This window comes from Pseudomonas sp. B3G-3 (assembly GCF_028640915.1).
Classification (GTDB): domain Bacteria; phylum Pseudomonadota; class Gammaproteobacteria; order Pseudomonadales; family Pseudomonadaceae; genus Aquipseudomonas; species Aquipseudomonas chlororaphis_I.
The window spans coordinates 110,668-126,165 of sequence record NZ_JAQZAB010000118.1 but is presented as its reverse complement, the minus strand read 5'-3'; the positions used below and the strand labels follow the sequence as shown (position 1 = coordinate 126,165).

The 15,498-nt window shown below is 62.9% G+C and carries 15 protein-coding genes; 3 read left to right on the top strand and 12 right to left on the bottom strand.

From position 1 onward, the window contains the following. Positions 1-32: 32 nt before the first annotated feature. The 8 genes from pcaG to PVZ80_RS22995 all read right to left on the bottom strand — a co-directional run bounded on the left by pcaG (position 33) and on the right by PVZ80_RS22995 (position 7,533). Positions 33-599, bottom strand: coding sequence for a protocatechuate 3,4-dioxygenase subunit alpha (pcaG, locus tag PVZ80_RS23030; RefSeq protein ID WP_273864597.1), 567 nt, complete (start codon positions 597-599; stop codon positions 33-35). 1 nt (position 600) lies between these two features. Further along, a complete protein-coding gene (gene pcaH, locus PVZ80_RS23025) occupies positions 601-1,305 on the bottom strand; it encodes a protocatechuate 3,4-dioxygenase subunit beta (RefSeq protein WP_009047403.1) in 705 nt (234 codons plus the stop codon). A gap of 29 nt (positions 1,306-1,334) precedes the next feature. Next, positions 1,335-2,540, bottom strand: coding sequence for a 3-oxoadipyl-CoA thiolase (gene pcaF / locus PVZ80_RS23020; protein WP_172667003.1), 1,206 nt, complete (start codon positions 2,538-2,540; stop codon positions 1,335-1,337). Further along, positions 2,537-3,319 (bottom strand): CoA-transferase subunit beta, encoded by a 783-nt coding sequence (locus tag PVZ80_RS23015; RefSeq protein ID WP_174248213.1) that lies wholly within the window; start codon positions 3,317-3,319, stop codon positions 2,537-2,539. Before PVZ80_RS23015 ends, pcaF begins: the two co-directional genes overlap by 4 nt. Further along, positions 3,316-4,173, bottom strand: a complete 858-nt coding sequence (locus tag PVZ80_RS23010) for a CoA transferase subunit A (RefSeq protein WP_009047400.1) — start codon at positions 4,171-4,173, stop codon at positions 3,316-3,318. The genes PVZ80_RS23015 and PVZ80_RS23010 overlap by 4 nt, the downstream gene beginning before the upstream one ends. A 312-nt stretch (positions 4,174-4,485) precedes the next feature. Continuing rightward, positions 4,486-5,832, bottom strand: coding sequence for an MFS transporter (locus tag PVZ80_RS23005; protein ID WP_028681800.1), 1,347 nt, complete (start codon positions 5,830-5,832; stop codon positions 4,486-4,488). 312 nt (positions 5,833-6,144) lie between these two features. Then, entirely contained in the window at positions 6,145-6,987 is an 843-nt protein-coding gene (pcaR, locus tag PVZ80_RS23000) for a pca regulon transcriptional regulator PcaR (protein ID WP_009047398.1), read from the bottom strand. A 201-nt stretch (positions 6,988-7,188) separates the two neighbouring features. Further along, complete coding sequence (locus tag PVZ80_RS22995; protein ID WP_124298652.1) at positions 7,189-7,533, bottom strand: hypothetical protein; 345 nt, start codon at positions 7,531-7,533, stop codon at positions 7,189-7,191. 98 nt (positions 7,534-7,631) lie between these two features. On the opposite strand from PVZ80_RS22995, the gene PVZ80_RS22990 reads away from it, so the two are divergent. Both PVZ80_RS22990 and PVZ80_RS22985 read left to right on the top strand, forming a co-directional pair. Further along, the gene (locus tag PVZ80_RS22990; protein WP_016702061.1) at positions 7,632-7,832 is read left to right on the top strand and encodes a hypothetical protein; all 201 of its coding nucleotides are present in this window, start codon (positions 7,632-7,634) and stop codon (positions 7,830-7,832) included. Between the two features lie 353 nt (positions 7,833-8,185). Beyond that, positions 8,186-9,661, top strand: a complete 1,476-nt coding sequence (locus PVZ80_RS22985; protein WP_038581614.1) for an inorganic phosphate transporter — start codon at positions 8,186-8,188, stop codon at positions 9,659-9,661. A 152-nt stretch (positions 9,662-9,813) separates the two neighbouring features. On the opposite strand, the gene ccoM is transcribed toward PVZ80_RS22985, so the two are convergent. The 3 genes from ccoM to PVZ80_RS22975 form a co-directional block, all read right to left on the bottom strand. Beyond that, positions 9,814-9,930, bottom strand: coding sequence for a cytochrome c oxidase subunit CcoM (gene ccoM / locus PVZ80_RS33875; RefSeq protein WP_007926603.1), 117 nt, complete (start codon positions 9,928-9,930; stop codon positions 9,814-9,816). 145 nt (positions 9,931-10,075) lie between these two features. Continuing rightward, on the bottom strand, positions 10,076-10,234 hold the full coding sequence (locus PVZ80_RS22980; RefSeq protein WP_023968072.1) for a hypothetical protein: 159 nt from the start codon (positions 10,232-10,234) through the stop codon (positions 10,076-10,078). A 230-nt stretch (positions 10,235-10,464) separates the two neighbouring features. Then, positions 10,465-10,806 carry a hypothetical protein gene (locus PVZ80_RS22975; RefSeq protein WP_009047394.1) on the bottom strand — a complete coding sequence of 114 codons (342 nt, stop codon included), beginning with the start codon at positions 10,804-10,806 and terminating at the stop codon, positions 10,465-10,467. A 219-nt stretch (positions 10,807-11,025) separates the two neighbouring features. Between PVZ80_RS22975 and rapA the strand changes: the two genes are divergently transcribed. After that, complete coding sequence (rapA, locus tag PVZ80_RS22970; RefSeq protein ID WP_009047393.1) at positions 11,026-13,872, top strand: RNA polymerase-associated protein RapA; 2,847 nt, start codon at positions 11,026-11,028, stop codon at positions 13,870-13,872. Between the two features lie 161 nt (positions 13,873-14,033). On the opposite strand, the gene PVZ80_RS22965 is transcribed toward rapA, so the two are convergent. Then, positions 14,034-15,380, bottom strand: coding sequence for a spinster family MFS transporter (locus PVZ80_RS22965; protein ID WP_324727349.1), 1,347 nt, complete (start codon positions 15,378-15,380; stop codon positions 14,034-14,036). Positions 15,381-15,498 lie beyond the last annotated feature (118 nt).

Genomic DNA, 15,498 nt, shown 5'->3' with positions numbered 1-15,498 from the left:
AGCGAGCTTGCTCGCGCTCCCCCCAGGCACACTCAATAATCGAAAAACACGGTTTCCGCGTCGGTACCCTGCAGGATCACGTTCCACTGGTAGTGACCCGGCGCATCCGCCTTGGCCAGCAAGGTGGCGCGACGCTCTGCGGGCACGCAGGCCAGCAGCGGATCGGCCGCGTTGGCCGGTTCGCCGTCGAAGTAGATGCGGGTCAGCAAGTGCTTGACCAGGCCCCGGGCAAACACCAGCACCACCAGGTGCGGCGCCTGGGTCGAACCCTGCAGGCCAGGCACGCTGCCCGGCTTGATGGTGGTGAAGCGGAAACGCCCTTCCCCATCCACCGGCACCCGGCCGAAGCCCTGGAAGTTCGGGTCCAGGGCCTTGTCCTGATCGTCTTCCGGGTGATCGTACTTGCCGGCCGCGTTGGCCTGCCAGATTTCCAGCATGGCGTCGTTGACGAAGTCGCCGTTGCCATCCACCACCTGGCCGCTGATCGCTATCCGTTCGCCGAGGGTCTCGGCCTGGGTCAGGTCTTCGCGGTTCAGCCAGGTCAGGCCGATGTGGTAGTAGGGGCCGACGGTGTGGGACGTGGTCGCAGTCAGCGTCATCTTATTTCTCCATCGGCGTGGCATCGCGGCCGCGCAAGACGATGTCCCAACGGTAGCCGAGGGCGTAGGACGGAATGGTTTTCTCCAGGTCGAAGCTGGCGATCAGGCGTTCCTTGGCGCTGGTGTCCGGCACGCAGTTGTAGATCGGGTCGTAGGCCAGCAGCGGGTCGCCCGGGAAATACATCTGGGTCACCAGGCGCGTGAGGATACTCGGCCCGAACAGCGAGAAGTGGATATGCGCCGGACGCCAGGCATTGTGGTGGTTACCCCAGGGGTAGGCACCGGGCTTGATGGTCTGGAACTGGTACCAGCCATCGGCGTCGGTGACGGTGCGCCCGGTGCCGGTGAAGTTCGGGTCCAGCGGCGCATCGTGCAGGTCACGCTCGTGGTTGTAGCGGCCGGCGGCGTTGGCCTGCCAGATCTCCACCAGGATCCCCGGCACCGGCAGGCCGTTCTCGTCCAGCACCCGGCCGTGAATGATGATGCGCTCGCCCTGGGGCTCGCCGGCATGCTGGGCGGTGAGGTCGTTGTCCTTGTCCTGCAGGTAATCGGCGCCGATGGTCGGGCCGGTGATTTCCGACAGCGAATGGGGCAGGAACACCAGCGGCTTGGACGGCGAGCGGGTGTTGGTGGATTTGTAGGCCGGGTGCAGGTAATCAGGCTGAGTACCTGGTTGCGGGCGCCGGTAACCGGGCTTGTCGGTCATGCTCGATCCTCGTTCTTATAAAAAGCGCGTCAGACGCGCTCGATGGCCAATGCCAGGCCCTGGCCGACACCCACACACATGGTCGCCAGGCCTTTCTTGCCACCGGTCTTTTCCAGGTGGTGCAGCGCGGTCAATACCAGGCGCGCGCCGCTCATGCCCAACGGATGGCCAAGGGCGATGGCGCCGCCGTTGGGGTTGACCTGGGGCGCGTCGTCCGCCAGGCCCAGTTCGCGCAACACCGCCAGGCCCTGGCTGGCGAAGGCTTCGTTGAGTTCGATCACATCAAAATCGCTGACCGCCACGCCCAGGCGCTCGGTCAACTTGCGCACTGCCGGCACCGGACCGATGCCCATCACCCGTGGCGCGACGCCAGCGCTGGCCATGCCCAGCACCCGGGCACGGGCGGTCAGGCCGTGCTTTTTCACCGCCTCGGCCGACGCCAGGATCAGCGCCGCCGCTCCGTCGTTGACGCCCGAGGCGTTGCCGGCGGTGACGGTCTTGTCCGGGCCATTGACCGGCTTGAGCTTGCTCAGGGTTTCCAGCGAGGTATCGGCCCGCGGATGCTCGTCCTGCTCGACCACCGTCTCACCCTTCTTGTGGACGATGCGCACCGGGACGATTTCCTCGGCGAAGAACCCGGCGGCCTGCGCCGCGGCGGTGCGTTGCTGGCTGCGCAGGGCGAACGCGTCCTGGTCGGCGCGCGACACCTGATAATCGTCGGCGACGTTGTCAGCGGTCTGCGGCATGGCATCCACGCCGTACTGGGCCTTCATCAGCGGGTTGATGAAGCGCCAGCCGATGGTGGTGTCTTCCAACTTCATGTTGCGCGAAAAGGCGGTGTCGGCCTTGCCCATGACAAAGGGCGCGCGGGACATCGACTCGACGCCGCCGGCGATGGCCAGCTCCATCTCGCCACTGGCGATGGCGCGAAAAGCGGTGCCGATGGCATCCATGCCCGAAGCGCACAGGCGGTTGAGAGTCACACCCGGAATGGTTTCCGGCAGCCCGGCCAGCAGCAGCGCCATGCGCGCCACGTTGCGATTGTCTTCGCCGGCCTGGTTGGCGCAGCCGAGGAACACCTCGTCCACCGCGCTCCAGTCCACCGACGGGTTGCGCTCGATCAGCGCCTTGATCGGCGCGGCGGCCAGATCGTCGGCACGCACCGTCGACAGGCCGCCACCAAAGCGGCCGATGGGGGTACGAATGGCGTCACAGATAAACACTTCGCGCATCAGGCTTCTCCCGGGGTCTGGCCATGGGCCGCGGCGGTGCGGGCTTCCAGGTCGCGCAGGGCGGTCAGTTCGATCTCGGTCGGCGCGGCGGTCTCTGCGACCTGGTCGGCGAAACGGATCGCCCAACCGGTGGCGGCGACCACCTGCTCACGGGTCACGCCCGGGTGCAGCGAGGTGACCACGAACTCATGGGTGCCGGCTTCCGGCTCCATGATGCACAGGTCGGTGATGATCCCCACCGGCCCGGCCCCTGGCAGGCCCAGGCGTTTGCGCGAGTCGCCGCCTTCGCCGTGACCGACCGAGGTGATGAAGTCGAGCTTGTCGACAAAGGAGCGCGACGACTGCTTGAGGATGATCAGCACGCTTTTGGCGGAACCTGCGATCTCCGGCGCACCGCCAGCACCTGGCAGGCGGACTTTCGGCTGGTGGTAATCGCCGACCACCGTGGTGTTGATGTTGCCGAAACGGTCGACCTGGGCGGCGCCGAGGAAACCGACGTCGATACGCCCGCCTTGCAGCCAGTAGCGGAAGATCTCGCCGGTCGGCACCACGGTGTCCGCGGTCTCGGCCAGTTCGCCGTCACCGATGGACAGCGGCAGCACGCTGGGCTTGGCGCCGATCGGGCCGGATTCGTAGATCAGCACCACGTCCGGCGACGAAGTCAGGCGCGCCAGGTTGGCGGCCTTGGACGGCAGGCCGATCCCGACAAAGCACACCGAGCCGTTCTGCAGGCGGCGGGCGGCGGCAACGGTCATCATTTCATTGGTGGTGTAAGTCATTATTTGGCCCCCGTTGCTGCGGCCAGCTTGGCCTGGAATTCGCTGAAGTCAGCGCTGCCGCGGATGTATTCGTTGATCCAGGCGGTGAAGGTTTCACGGTCGCGGGCGATCGGGTCCCAGGCCTGGTAGAAGATGTTGTCGCGCTCGGTGTAACCGTGGGCGTAGGACGGATGGGCGCCGCCCGGTACATGGCAGACCGCGCTCAGGGCCCAGGTCGGCAGCACACAGGCGTTCATCGGCGCGTTCAGGTCGTCGACGATTTCTTCCACGGTGACGATGCAGCGCTTGGCGGCCAGGGCGGCCTCCTTCTGCACGCCAAGGATGCCCCACAGCAGCACGTTGCCCTTGCGGTCGGCTTTTTGCGCGTGGATCACGGTGACGTCAGGGCGTACCGATGGCACCGCCGCCAGCACTTCACCGGTGAATGGGCAGGTCACGCTCTTGATCAGCGGGTTGACCTTTGGCAGGTCGGAGCCGGCATAAGCGCGCAACACCGCGAATGGCAGGCCCGAGGCACCCGCCACGTAGGCGTTGGCCAGGTCGGCGTGGCTGTGCTCTTCGATTTCCAGGGCATGCGGCCATTGCTTCTCGACCGCGTCTCGCAGGCGATGCAGGGAACCCACGCCCGGGTTGCCGCCCCAGGAGAAAATCAGCTTGCGGGCACAACCGGCACCGATCAACTGGTCGTAGATCAGGTCAGGGGTCATCCGTACCAGGGTCAGGTCTTTTTTGCCCTGGCGAATGATTTCGTGACCCGCGGCCGTGGGGATCAGGTGGGTGAAGCCTTCGAGCGCGACGGTATCGCCGTCGTTGACGAACTGCTTCACCGCATCGTGCAGCGAAAGGATTTCAGCCATGGAGGGATCTCCCGATTGTTATTGAGCGACTGGAAGAAAAAGGCGCGAGGGATACGCCTGAGTGACTGAAGATTAAGCCGGGGGAAAAACCCAAACAATCCGATAATCGACTGAGCGTTCGTTTATCGAACAGATTGTTGCCTGACTATCGATTGCGCCGCGGCCGCTGCCGCAGGCTGCGATCGACCCGGGCCGCGTTCGGAGAACGGTCGCGAAGACCTCAGGCTCGCTGAAGGCCTTCGGCCTTATCGCAGCCTGCGGCAGCGGCTACAGGTATTCAGCGCCCCCTTCGGGAGCGCTTTGCTCATTCGATCAGGTCGCGTCCGCATGGCTGACCATGCCCTTGATCACCACCGCCGTGGTCGCCAGCGCCGCCGGGATCACCAACGCGGTCAGCACCTGTTCGAAGTTCCAGCCCAGCCCCAAGAGCGTGGCGCCCATCCAGGCCCCGAGGATTGCCCCGAAGCGACCGATGCCGAGCATCCACGACACGCCGGTGGCGCGGCCCTGGGTCGGATAGAAACGCGCGGCAAGGGACGGCATCGCCGATTGCGCGCCGTTGACGCACATGCCGGCGATCAGCACCAGGGTCGCCAGCAAGGTGATGTTGCCCAGGCTTTGCCCAACCGCATAGGCGAAGACCCCGGCCAGCAGGTAGAAGGTGCCGATGACCTTGTGCGGGTTGAAACGGTCCATGGCCCAGCCCACCGCCACGGCGCTGAGTACCCCGCCAAACTGGAACAGCGCGCCGATAAAGGCCGCCTGCTCCATGCTCGCGCCGCTGTCGCGCATCAGGGTCGGCAGCCAGCTGGTCAGCAGGTACACGATCACCAACCCCATGAAATAGGTCAGCCACAACAGCAAGGTGCCAGCGCTGTAGGTCCCGGAGAAAATCACCGCAAACACATTGCGCGCCTTCACCGTCTTCTGTTCCGGCACGCTGAAGCTCGCGGCCTGGCCGACCGTGCCCGGCTCGATGGGCGCCAGGGCCTTGCGCACCTTGTCGGTACCACGATTGCGCACCACCAGGTAACGCGCCGACTCCGGCAGCCAGGCCAGCAATACCACGGCCAGGATCAGCGGCAGGATCCCGCCGATCAGCAGCAGGCTGTGCCAGCCGAACGCCGGGATCAGCTTGGCGGAAATGAAACCGCCACCGGCCATGCCCAGGTTGAAACCACAGAACATGCTGGTCACCAGCAACGACTTGTGGCGCTCGGGGGTGTATTCGGAGAGCAGCGTGGTGGCATTCGGCATGCCGGCGCCCAGGCCCAGGCCGGTGAGGAAACGCAGTACCAACAACTGGTCGACATTAGTGCTGTAGGCCGACGCCAGGCTGAAGGCACCGAACAGCAGCACCGCCCCCACCAACACCACTTTGCGCCCGAAGCGGTCAGCCAATGGGCCGGAGCCCAGCGCCCCGAACACCATGCCGATCAGCGCCGCACTCATCACCGGGCCGAGGCTGGCACGATCGATGCCCCAATCCTGGGACAGCGCCGGCGCGATGAATCCCATGGCCGCGGTGTCGAGGCCATCGAGAAAGACAATCAGGAAACACAGGATCACCACCCGCCACTGATAGCGCGACAGCGGCTGGGCATTGATAAAGGACTGCACATCGAGGCAGTTCCCTACAGCGGATTGAGGCTGGTTCATTATTTTTATTCCACGCGAAAAACGCAGGCGAACAGGTGCCAGCCAAAGCTGGTCGGTTCAAATCGAAAAAGGGTCTTGCGGGATCAGGCCGTCGGCAGGCGAAGGCAGGATAAAGGAGCGCGGCTGGGTGCGCGGGCGATGCTCATGGGGGGGTTGGCCTCTTCATTATTATGGGGTCGCCACGCGGCCATTGGAGAGGCAGAACTCCAGTGGCCGGATGACGCTGCCGCGACATTAATGAGGCAAGGGAAAGAGCGTCAATTCAGCAAGCGCGTATCTGTGCGTTTATCGAACAGCTTAAGCAGGCAGCCCTCAAGCGAACAATTGGGCGCTGAGGTCGCGACTGGCGCTGAGCAGGCCTGGCAAGAAGCGCTGCTCCAGCTCGGCGCGGCTGACGCGGCCGGCATGGGTACTGACATTGAGCGCGGCCAGCACCTGGCCCGAAGCGTCGTACACCGGTACGGCGATGGAACGCAGGCCTTGCTCCAGCTCCTGATCGACAATGCACCAGCCCTGCTGCCGAACCTGTTGCAGGCATTCGAGCAGCGCCTCTGGCGTGTGCAGGGTACGGCTGGTCTTGGCTTGCAGGTCGGCATGCTCGAGGTATTCGCGCAACGAAGCGTCATCCAGCGCTGCCAGCAGGATCCGGCCCATGGATGTGCAGTAGGCCGGCAGGCGCCCACCGACCGAGAGATCGACCGAGATCAGGCGCTGGGTGGTGGCCGAACGGGCGATGTACAGAATGTCGTCGCCTTCCAGGGTGGCCATGTTGCAGGCTTCGTGCAGTTGCTCGCTCATGCGGTCCAGGTAAGGCTGGGCCGACACCGCCAACGGCGTGGAAGACAGGTAGGCGTGCCCCAGCGTCAACACCTTGGGCAGCAACGAATAGGTGCGGCCGTCAGTGGTGGCGTAACCAAGCTTGATCAGGGTATGCAGGCAGCGGCGCACGGCGGCCCGGGGAATCTCCGTGCGGTGGCTGATCTGGGCAATGGTCAGATGGCGCTTGCGCTCCTGAAAGGCCTGGACCACCGCCAGGCCGCGAGCCAGAGAAGTCATGAAATCCGGATCACCCGTCAGCGCCTGAATCCGCTTGGCCGGCGAAGCGACAATCGGTGGCGCGGCGGAAGCGAAGGAATTACGCAATTGATCGTTCATTTCAGGTTCTCTGCGACGGAAGTCTGGCTTATTACAAGCCGTACTGGAGAGGATGCACAAGCCTGCACAGCCAACATTGGGCGATTATCGAACCATCGACCGATAATCGCAATCCACCACGATTAAGTGCTTCTACGCGATGTGGCGTTTTTTCGCCGCCAATAAAACTCTCATTTCTTCCGTGTTAATCCAGGCAACTTGTCAGGCCTTGTTACAGAACTGCAGCGTCACCACTCTCATCATCCGGCTTAAAACTTTCGTGTAACAAAACCCTGATATCAAGTTGACGATTTTTAACTTATTGCCGATAGAGTTATTCATGGCCGCCGCTATAATGAGCAAAGTGATCACCGACGCTTTTCTGCGTTCGGCAGCATCATCAGGGTGCGTATCGGTAAGTGACGCTTCCTGCTGCAAGCGCTTGACGCTCATCTCAATATGCCCGGCCAATGTGCTTGCAAAAAAGTGACTGTTGCTACGACAGCTGTTCTTGTCCGGTGGCGTGGCCGCATGCAACAAGAAGCGGTTTGGCGAGCCCCATCGCAATCCTGGCTCCTTTAATCGAGCCGAGCACGAGGCGCTCGATAAACCCGATCGAGGCAATGCGTATCATCGGGATAATCTCAACTCAGTTAGGTAACACTGTGACGAAAGACGAACTGCGCGCGGAACTTGAGCGCCAGGAACAACGTTACAAGGAAGTTTACGGAGGCGAAGTCACCACCTACGCCGCCCAGCCTGAACCGGAACGCAAACCTTGGCGAAAACGCGCCAGCATTCTCGACCAGGCATTTACCCAAGAACTGCAAAAGATGGAAAAAGAGCTCAAGACAGAACAGCCGTGACGCTCTTCGCCTGAAGCTTTCGCACTGCTCGATGCCCTTGCAGATAAATGCCGATCGCAAGGTCGGCCGGGCATCCGCCGTGCAGCCGCGAATGGGCCCCAAGGGCTCAAAAACTGTCATGGAAGTGAAATTTCATACAAGTGTTTGAGACGTTTGGCTGAGTCTTGCATCCCTGACCTAGAGGATGAGCCCCAGTAAAATCAAGGGTTTGCCCATGCCTCGAAAAAAGGCATGGCCATTGGCCTGCCTTCGGCTTTTTCGTTGAAGAATGTTACCAACCAGCACCTAGTGCATCGATTACCAGGGTTTTCTGGCATAATCGCGCCCCCTTATGACCGGGTCAGAAAACCTTCATGATCGATTTATTCAGCGGACTGGATGCTTGGGTGCTTGTGAGCCTCTTGCTCGCCCTGGCTTTTGTCCTCGCCTACGAGTTCATCAACGGCTTTCATGACACCGCAAATGCGGTTGCCACTGTTATCTACACCAAAGCCATGCCGCCGCACCTGGCCGTATTCTTTTCCGGTGTATTCAATTTCCTCGGTGTGCTGCTGGGCGGCGTCGGCGTGGCCTATGCCATCGTCCATCTGCTGCCGGTCGAGCTGCTGATCAATGTCAACACCGGCCACGGTCTGGCCATGGTCTTCTCGTTGCTGGCCGCGGCCATCACCTGGAACCTGGGCACCTGGTACTTCGGTATTCCCGCCTCCAGCTCCCACACCCTGATCGGTTCGATCCTCGGCGTCGGCCTGGCCAACGCCCTGCTCAACGACATCCCGCTGGGCGATGGCGTGAACTGGCAGAAGGCGATCGACATCGGCGCTTCCCTGGTGTTCTCGCCCATGGCCGGCTTCCTGATTGCCGCCCTGGTGCTGATCGGCCTGAAGTGGTGGCGTCCGATCTCGAAGATGCACAAGACCCCGGAACAACGCCGCAAGGTCGACGACAAGAAACATCCACCCTTCTGGAACCGCCTGGTGCTGGTGATCTCGGCCATGGCCGTGAGCTTTGTGCACGGTTCCAACGACGGCCAGAAAGGCATCGGCCTGATCATGCTGGTACTGATCGGTATCGTGCCCGCGCAGTTCGTGCTCGACCTGAACAGCACCACCTACCAGATCGAACGTACCCGCGACGCCACCCTGCACCTGAGCCAGTTCTACCAGCGCAACCAGGACTCCCTGGGCGAGTTCCTGGCCCTGGGCAAAAGCGTGAAGGACGATCTGCCAGGCAAGTTCCGCTGCAACCCGCAGCAGACCGAACCGACCATCGACGCGCTGCTGGGCACCCTCAAGGGTGTAGCCGACTATCACTCGCTGCCGGCCGAAAGCCGCATCGAAGTGCGTCGCTACCTGCTCTGCCTGGACGACACCGCGAAGAAAGTCGGCAAGCTGCCGAACCTCGCGGCCCGTGAAAAGGCTGACCTGGACAAGTTGCGCAAAGACCTGACCGCCACCACCGAATACGCGCCGTTCTGGGTGATCCTGGCCGTGGCCCTGGCCCTTGGCCTGGGGACCATGATCGGCTGGAAACGTGTGGTGCAGACCATCGGTGAAAAGATCGGCAAGCAAGGCATGACCTATGCCCAGGGCATGTCGGCACAGATCACCGCCGCCGGCCTGATCGGCATGGCCAATATCTTCAGCCTGCCGGTATCGACCACCCACGTGCTGTCGTCGGGTGTCGCCGGGACCATGGTCGCCAACAAAAGCGGCCTGCAAAGCGGCACCGTACGCACCATCCTGCTGGCCTGGGTACTGACCCTGCCGGCGACCGTGGCGCTGTCGGCCGGTCTGTTCTGGCTGGCCTCGAAAGCCCTCGGGACCTGATTCGCTCGGTCCGCGACAAAAAAGGTGCGCCCCTTGGGTCGCACCTTTTTTTGTGCCTGAAGGAAGTGATCGTTCCCCCACAAAACACACAGGCAAAAAAAAGGGCAACCGAAGTTGCCCAAAATGCCTTGCGTGCTCGTTACCGGAAAGACTTAAGGTTTTTTGCGTTTATGCGCATCTTTCCAGATGAAAAATCCAAACCCGGCGAAAAACAGAACCATGAGGCCGACAGTCAGCACTCCGGCGATCACCACATTATCGAAAAACATGACTGGCCTCCTGCTCTTGCCCTGTTGCGATGGGGCTAAGTTAACCAAAGAGGCGGCGGGGAAAATTGACCGGGGTCAATGGTCGCCCAAGACAGGACGACAGGGAGGGGAAATAACTGACTTACATCAACAGATCGCGCCCGGTTCAGCGCTTTTTCGGCTTTTTCGGTTTCTTCTTCGGCTTGCCCAGAGGCATTGCCTGCTCGAAGGCCTGGCGCACTTCATTCAGGCGTTTTTCCTTCAGGTCATGCACACGCTTGGCACGTTCGGCGTTCAGGTCGATCAGGTTGTCGTCTTGGCTCATGGCGTTGGCTTGCATCATTCAGGTCAATGTCGACCACAGCCTCTATATATAGATAGCGCGGCTGCGGCCCTTGCGGGTTTGCCAATAATGCGGCGTGACGCGGCGGCTGACCAGTGATCGGCAGGTATCGAGCGCAATTAAAGGTGGAGGTCCGCCGTATTTGACCAGCATCGTGCGGATTGCGGCATGTGATGCCTTGCCTCGCCGTTGCAGGCATTCAAGAGCGGTATCTAAACCTCGACGTCGACCCACAGCCCCTGGCGTGGCGCATCCTCGATCAGCGGCACCACCGGCACAGTGTTGTCGGCATTCAACTCGTCCCCGGGCACGGCCAGGTGCAGTTCGGGATCGTTCTCGGCCTCACGCTGGCGTTTGTGCTTTTGTTGCTGGCGCTGCTGTTCTTCGCGCAGCAGCAGCGCCGACTGTTCGGCATCGCGCTTTTGCAGGTCGATGGTGCTTTCGTTGGAACTCTGTTGCACCGGCACCACCGGCGGGATATCCGGGCGCGGCCGGATCGGATCCTGCTGGGAGGTCACGGGCACGGCACTCAAGGGCAGCATCGGGGGCAGCATATTATTGGTCTCCTGTCGGCAGGCTGTCGGCTGCTGCGGGGGCGACTTGAGCCATCGGTCGCAAACTTGTGACCCAGTCGTCACCCGATAGTGCCCCGAGCCCCGACAAATGCGCCCGATACGCTACCTTCCAGCGTAGTTGTTTTTGTTAGAGTTCTTTGGCCTGAGGGCGCCGATCCGTTAACATAGTCGGCTTTTTCAAGGCGGGAGTCAGGCAGCATGGCGCAGCAGTATCAACCGGGGCAACGCTGGATTAGTGACAGCGAAGCCGAGCTAGGTCTAGGCACCGTTCTGGCACAGGACGGCCGCTTGCTGACCGTGCTCTATCCGGCCACTGGCGACACTCGCCAGTATGCGCTACGGAATGCGCCCCTCACTCGCGTGAGGTTTTCCCCGGGTGACACCATCACCCACTTCGAAGGCTGGAAAATGACTGTGCGCGAAGTCGACGACGTCGACGGCCTGCTGGTCTACCACGGCCTCAACGGGCAGAACGAAGTCGTCACCCTGCCGGAAACCCAACTCTCGAACTTCATCCAGTTCCGTCTGGCCAGCGACCGTCTGTTCGCCGGGCAGATCGACCCGCTGGCCTGGTTCTCCCTGCGTTACCACACCCTGGAACACACCAGCCGCCAGCTGCAATCGTCGCTGTGGGGGCTGGGTGGCGTACGCGCCCAGCCGATCGCCCACCAGTTGCACATTGCCCGTGAAGTCGCCGACCGTATCGCGCCGCGGGTTCTCCTGGCGGACGAAGTGGGCCTGGGCAAGACCATCGAAGCCGGCCTGGTGATCCATCGCCAACTGCTGTCGGGCCGCGCCAGCCGCGTGCTGATCCTGGTCCCGGAGAACCTGCAGCACCAGTGGCTGGTGGAAATGCGCCGGCGCTTCAACCTGCAGGTCGCGCTGTTCGACGAAGAACGTTTTATTGAAAGCGATGCCGCCAACCCCTTCGAGGATACCCAGCTCGCCCTGGTGGCCCTGGAATGGCTGGTGGACGACGAGAAGGCCCAGGACGCGCTGTTCGCCGCCGGCTGGGACCTGATGGTGGTCGACGAAGCCCACCACCTGGTATGGCACGAAGACCAGGTCAGCCCGGAATACGCGCTGGTGGAACAGCTGGCCGAGGTGATTCCGGGCGTCCTGCTGCTCACCGCCACCCCGGAACAACTGGGCCAGGACAGCCACTTCGCCCGTCTGCGCCTGCTCGACCCGAACCGTTTCCACGACCTGGCCGCCTTCCGCGCCGAGAGCGAAAACTATCGCCCGGTGGCCGAAGCCGTGCAGGAACTGCTGGATAAAGGACGCCTGTCGCCCGAAGCGCACAAGACCATCCACAACTTCCTCGGCAACGAAGGCGAAGCCCTGCTCGCCGCCGTCAACGAGGGCGACAGCGAGGCCAGCGCGCGCCTGGTGCGCGAGCTGCTGGACCGCCACGGCACCGGCCGCGTGCTGTTCCGCAACACCCGCGCCGCGGTGCAAGGCTTCCCCGAGCGCAAGCTGCACCCCTACCCGCTGCCGTGCCCGGACGAATACCTGGAACTGCCGCTGGGCGAACACGCCGAGCTGTACCCGGAAGTCAGCTTCCAGGCCCAGCCGGACGCCAGCGAAGAAGAGCGCTGGTGGAAATTCGACCCGCGTGTCGAGTGGCTGATCGACCAGCTGAAAATGCTCAAGCGCACCAAGGTCCTGGTGATCTGCGCCCATGCGGAAACCGCCATGGACCTGGAAGACGCCCTGCGCGTGCGTTCCGGCATCCCGGCCACGGTGTTCCACGAAGGCATGAACATCCTCGAGCGCGACCGCGCCGCCGCCTACTTCGCCGATGAAGAGTTCGGCGCCCAGGTGCTGATCTGCTCGGAAATCGGCAGTGAAGGTCGCAACTTCCAGTTCGCCCACCACCTGGTGCTGTTCGATCTGCCGTCGCACCCGGACCTGCTGGAGCAGCGGATCGGCCGTCTCGACCGGATCGGCCAGAAACACGTGATCGAACTGCATGTGCCGTACCTGGAAACCAGCCCGCAAGAGCGCCTGTTCCAGTGGTACCACGAAGCGCTGAACGCCTTCCTCAATACCTGCCCGACCGGCAACGCCCTGCAGCATCAGTTCGGCCCGCGCCTGCTGCCGCTGCTGGAAGAAGCCGACGACGGCGAGTGGCAAGCGCTGATCGACGAGGCGCGCACCGAGCGCGAACGCCTTGAGGCCGAGCTGCACACCGGTCGCGACCGTCTGTTGGAGCTCAACTCCGGCGGCGCTGGCGAAGGTGATGCGCTGGTGGAAGCGATCCTCGAGCAGGACGATCAGTTCGCCCTGCCGATCTACATGGAAACCCTGTTCGACGCCTTCGGCATCGACAGCGAAGACCATTCGGACAACGCGCTGATCCTCAAGCCAAGCGAAAAAATGCTCGACGCCAGCTTCCCCCTGGGCGACGACGAAGGCGTGACCATCACCTACGACCGCAACCAGGCGCTGTCTCGCGAAGACATGCAGTTCATCACCTGGGAACACCCGATGGTGCAAGGCGGCATGGACCTGGTGCTGTCCGGCTCCATGGGCAACACCGCCGTGGCGCTGATCAAGAACAAGGCGCTGAAACCCGGCACCGTGTTGCTGGAACTGCTGTACGTCAGTGAAGTGGTGGCACCGCGCTCGCTGCAACTGGGCCGCTACCTGCCACCGGCCGCCCTGCGCTGCCTGCTGGACGCCAACGGCAACGACCTGTCGGCGCGCGTCGCCTTCGAGACCCTCAACGACCAGCTGGAAAGCGTGCCACGGGCCAGCGCCAACAAGTTCATCCAGGCCCAGCGCGACCAGCTGACGCCGAAGATCAACGCTGGCGAAGCGAAGATTGCCCCACGTCACGCCGAGCGCGTGGCCGAGGCGCAACGTCGCCTGGCCGCCGACACCGACGAAGAACTGGCGCGCCTGACCGCGTTGCAGGCGGTCAACCCGACCGTGCGCGACAGCGAGCTGGTGGCCCTGCGCCAACAACGCGAACAAGGCCTGGCCATGCTTGAGAAAGCAGCGCTGCGCCTGGAAGCGATCCGGGTACTGGTAGCGGGCTGATTCCCCCTGCTCTCCCGGTAAATGAAAAGGCCCGCACAATGCGGGCCTTTTTTATCGGCTTCTGTAGGAGCGAGGCTTGCCCGCGATGGGGGCAACCCGTTCTATCTGGCACACCGCGTCATCGTTCATCGCGGGCAAGCCTCGCTCCTACAAAGCACTGTTCAGGCGGTCACCGCAGCCCCCGCTGGCGCGGCCGGCACCAACCCGTCCTTCATCCGCTGCGCATCGCGCACGAAGCAGCGCGAGGCCAGAAACAGGAACAGCATGGTCAGCAGCAACGCCACCGGGATCAGGTACATGGCGTCATGCAGGCCAACCGCCTTGAACGCCTCGGTCATCTGCTCAGCCCCGGCGGCGTACATCGCCGCATGGGCAAAGTGATCGGACAGCGCCCCCACCACCACCGGCCCCAGGCCACCGCCCAGCAGGTACAGGCCGGCGAAGAACAGCGCCATGGCCGTGGCGCGCAGACGGGGTTCGACCACATCCTGGATCGCCGTGTAAACGCAGGTATAGAAGTTGTAGGCAAACAGCCAGCCGACACTGAACACCGCGACGAACACCCCGATTTCGATGCGCCCGGCATGCAGGGCCCAGGCGGTGCACAGGGTCGAGATCAGCATGCTGAAGGCGGCGAACAACAACCGACCGTTGGCCACACGCTGGTGAATCTTGTCGGCGACCCAGCCGCCCAGGGTCAGCCCGAACAGGCCGGTCAACCCGACTATCACCCCGGTCGCCACCGCGGCGTCCTGCAACGGCATCAGGAAATAACGCTGCAGCATCGGCACCAGGAACGAGTTGCAGGCGTAGGTGGCGAAGTTGAAGGTCAGCCCGGCCAGCACCAGCCAGAGAAAGGTCGGGATCGCCAGCACCCGGCGGATCGGCCGGTCGACGCGTTCCTGGGAAACCTTGACGGTTTCCGCCGCACCGCGCTTGGGCTCCTTGATGAAGAACATGAACACCGCCAGCAACAGGCCCGGCACCGCGGCGATAAAGAACGGCGCGCGCCAGCTGTCGAAGACCTTGACCATGGCGCCGATGGTGAAGAACGCCAGCAACAGGCCCAGGGGCAGGCCGAGCATGAAGATACCCATGGCCCGGGCCCGGCGATGGGCCGGGAACAGGTCGCCGATCAGCGAGTTGGCAGCCGGTGCATAGCTGGCTTCGCCGATGCCGACACCCATGCGCACGAGCAGGAAACTCCAGAAACTGCCCACCAGGCCGTTGACCGCGGTCAGCCCGCTCCACACCGCCAGGCCCCAGCCCATGAGTTTGCTGCGCGAGCCGGTATCGGCCATGCGCCCCAGGGGCAGGCCGGCAATGGCGTAGACGATGGTGAAGGCGGTGCCGATGATGCCGATCTGGAAGTCGCTCAGGTGCCATTCCATGCGGATCGGCTCGATGATGATGGCCGGAATGGTGCGATCGAAGAAGTTGAACAGGTTAGCCAGGAACAACAGGAACAGAATGCGCCAGGCATTCGCCGCTTGGGTCGAGTTCTGCATGGGTCGGTCTCTTTTATTGTTATTCGGCCAGACGCAACCGAGCCTGGAAGTTGCAATCTAGTCAGCCCCGCCGCGCTTGTCTGTAATGATTCGTAAGGCTGATACCAGGCAATCCGAA

Bases quoted from the DNA above. Each gene is read 5' to 3' on its own strand.
- PVZ80_RS22980 (WP_023968072.1), bottom strand. From the start codon at position 10,234: ATGAGCCAAGACGACAACCTGATCGACCTGAACGCCGAACGTGCCAAG.
- PVZ80_RS23010 (WP_009047400.1), bottom strand. From the start codon at position 4,173: ATGGCTGAAATCCTTTCGCTGCACGATGCGGTGAAGCAGTTCGTCAAC.
- pcaG (WP_273864597.1), bottom strand. From the start codon at position 599: ATGACGCTGACTGCGACCACGTCCCACACCGTCGGCCCCTACTACCAC.
- PVZ80_RS22985 (WP_038581614.1), top strand. From the start codon at position 8,186: ATGATCGATTTATTCAGCGGACTGGATGCTTGGGTGCTTGTGAGCCTC.
- rapA (WP_009047393.1), top strand. From the start codon at position 11,026: ATGGCGCAGCAGTATCAACCGGGGCAACGCTGGATTAGTGACAGCGAA.
- ccoM (WP_007926603.1), bottom strand. From the start codon at position 9,930: ATGTTTTTCGATAATGTGGTGATCGCCGGAGTGCTGACTGTCGGCCTC.
- PVZ80_RS23005 (WP_028681800.1), bottom strand. From the start codon at position 5,832: ATGAACCAGCCTCAATCCGCTGTAGGGAACTGCCTCGATGTGCAGTCC.
- pcaH (WP_009047403.1), bottom strand. From the start codon at position 1,305: ATGACCGACAAGCCCGGTTACCGGCGCCCGCAACCAGGTACTCAGCCT.
- PVZ80_RS22975 (WP_009047394.1), bottom strand. From the start codon at position 10,806: ATGCTGCCCCCGATGCTGCCCTTGAGTGCCGTGCCCGTGACCTCCCAG.
- PVZ80_RS22965 (WP_324727349.1), bottom strand. From the start codon at position 15,380: ATGCAGAACTCGACCCAAGCGGCGAATGCCTGGCGCATTCTGTTCCTG.
- pcaR (WP_009047398.1), bottom strand. From the start codon at position 6,987: ATGAACGATCAATTGCGTAATTCCTTCGCTTCCGCCGCGCCACCGATT.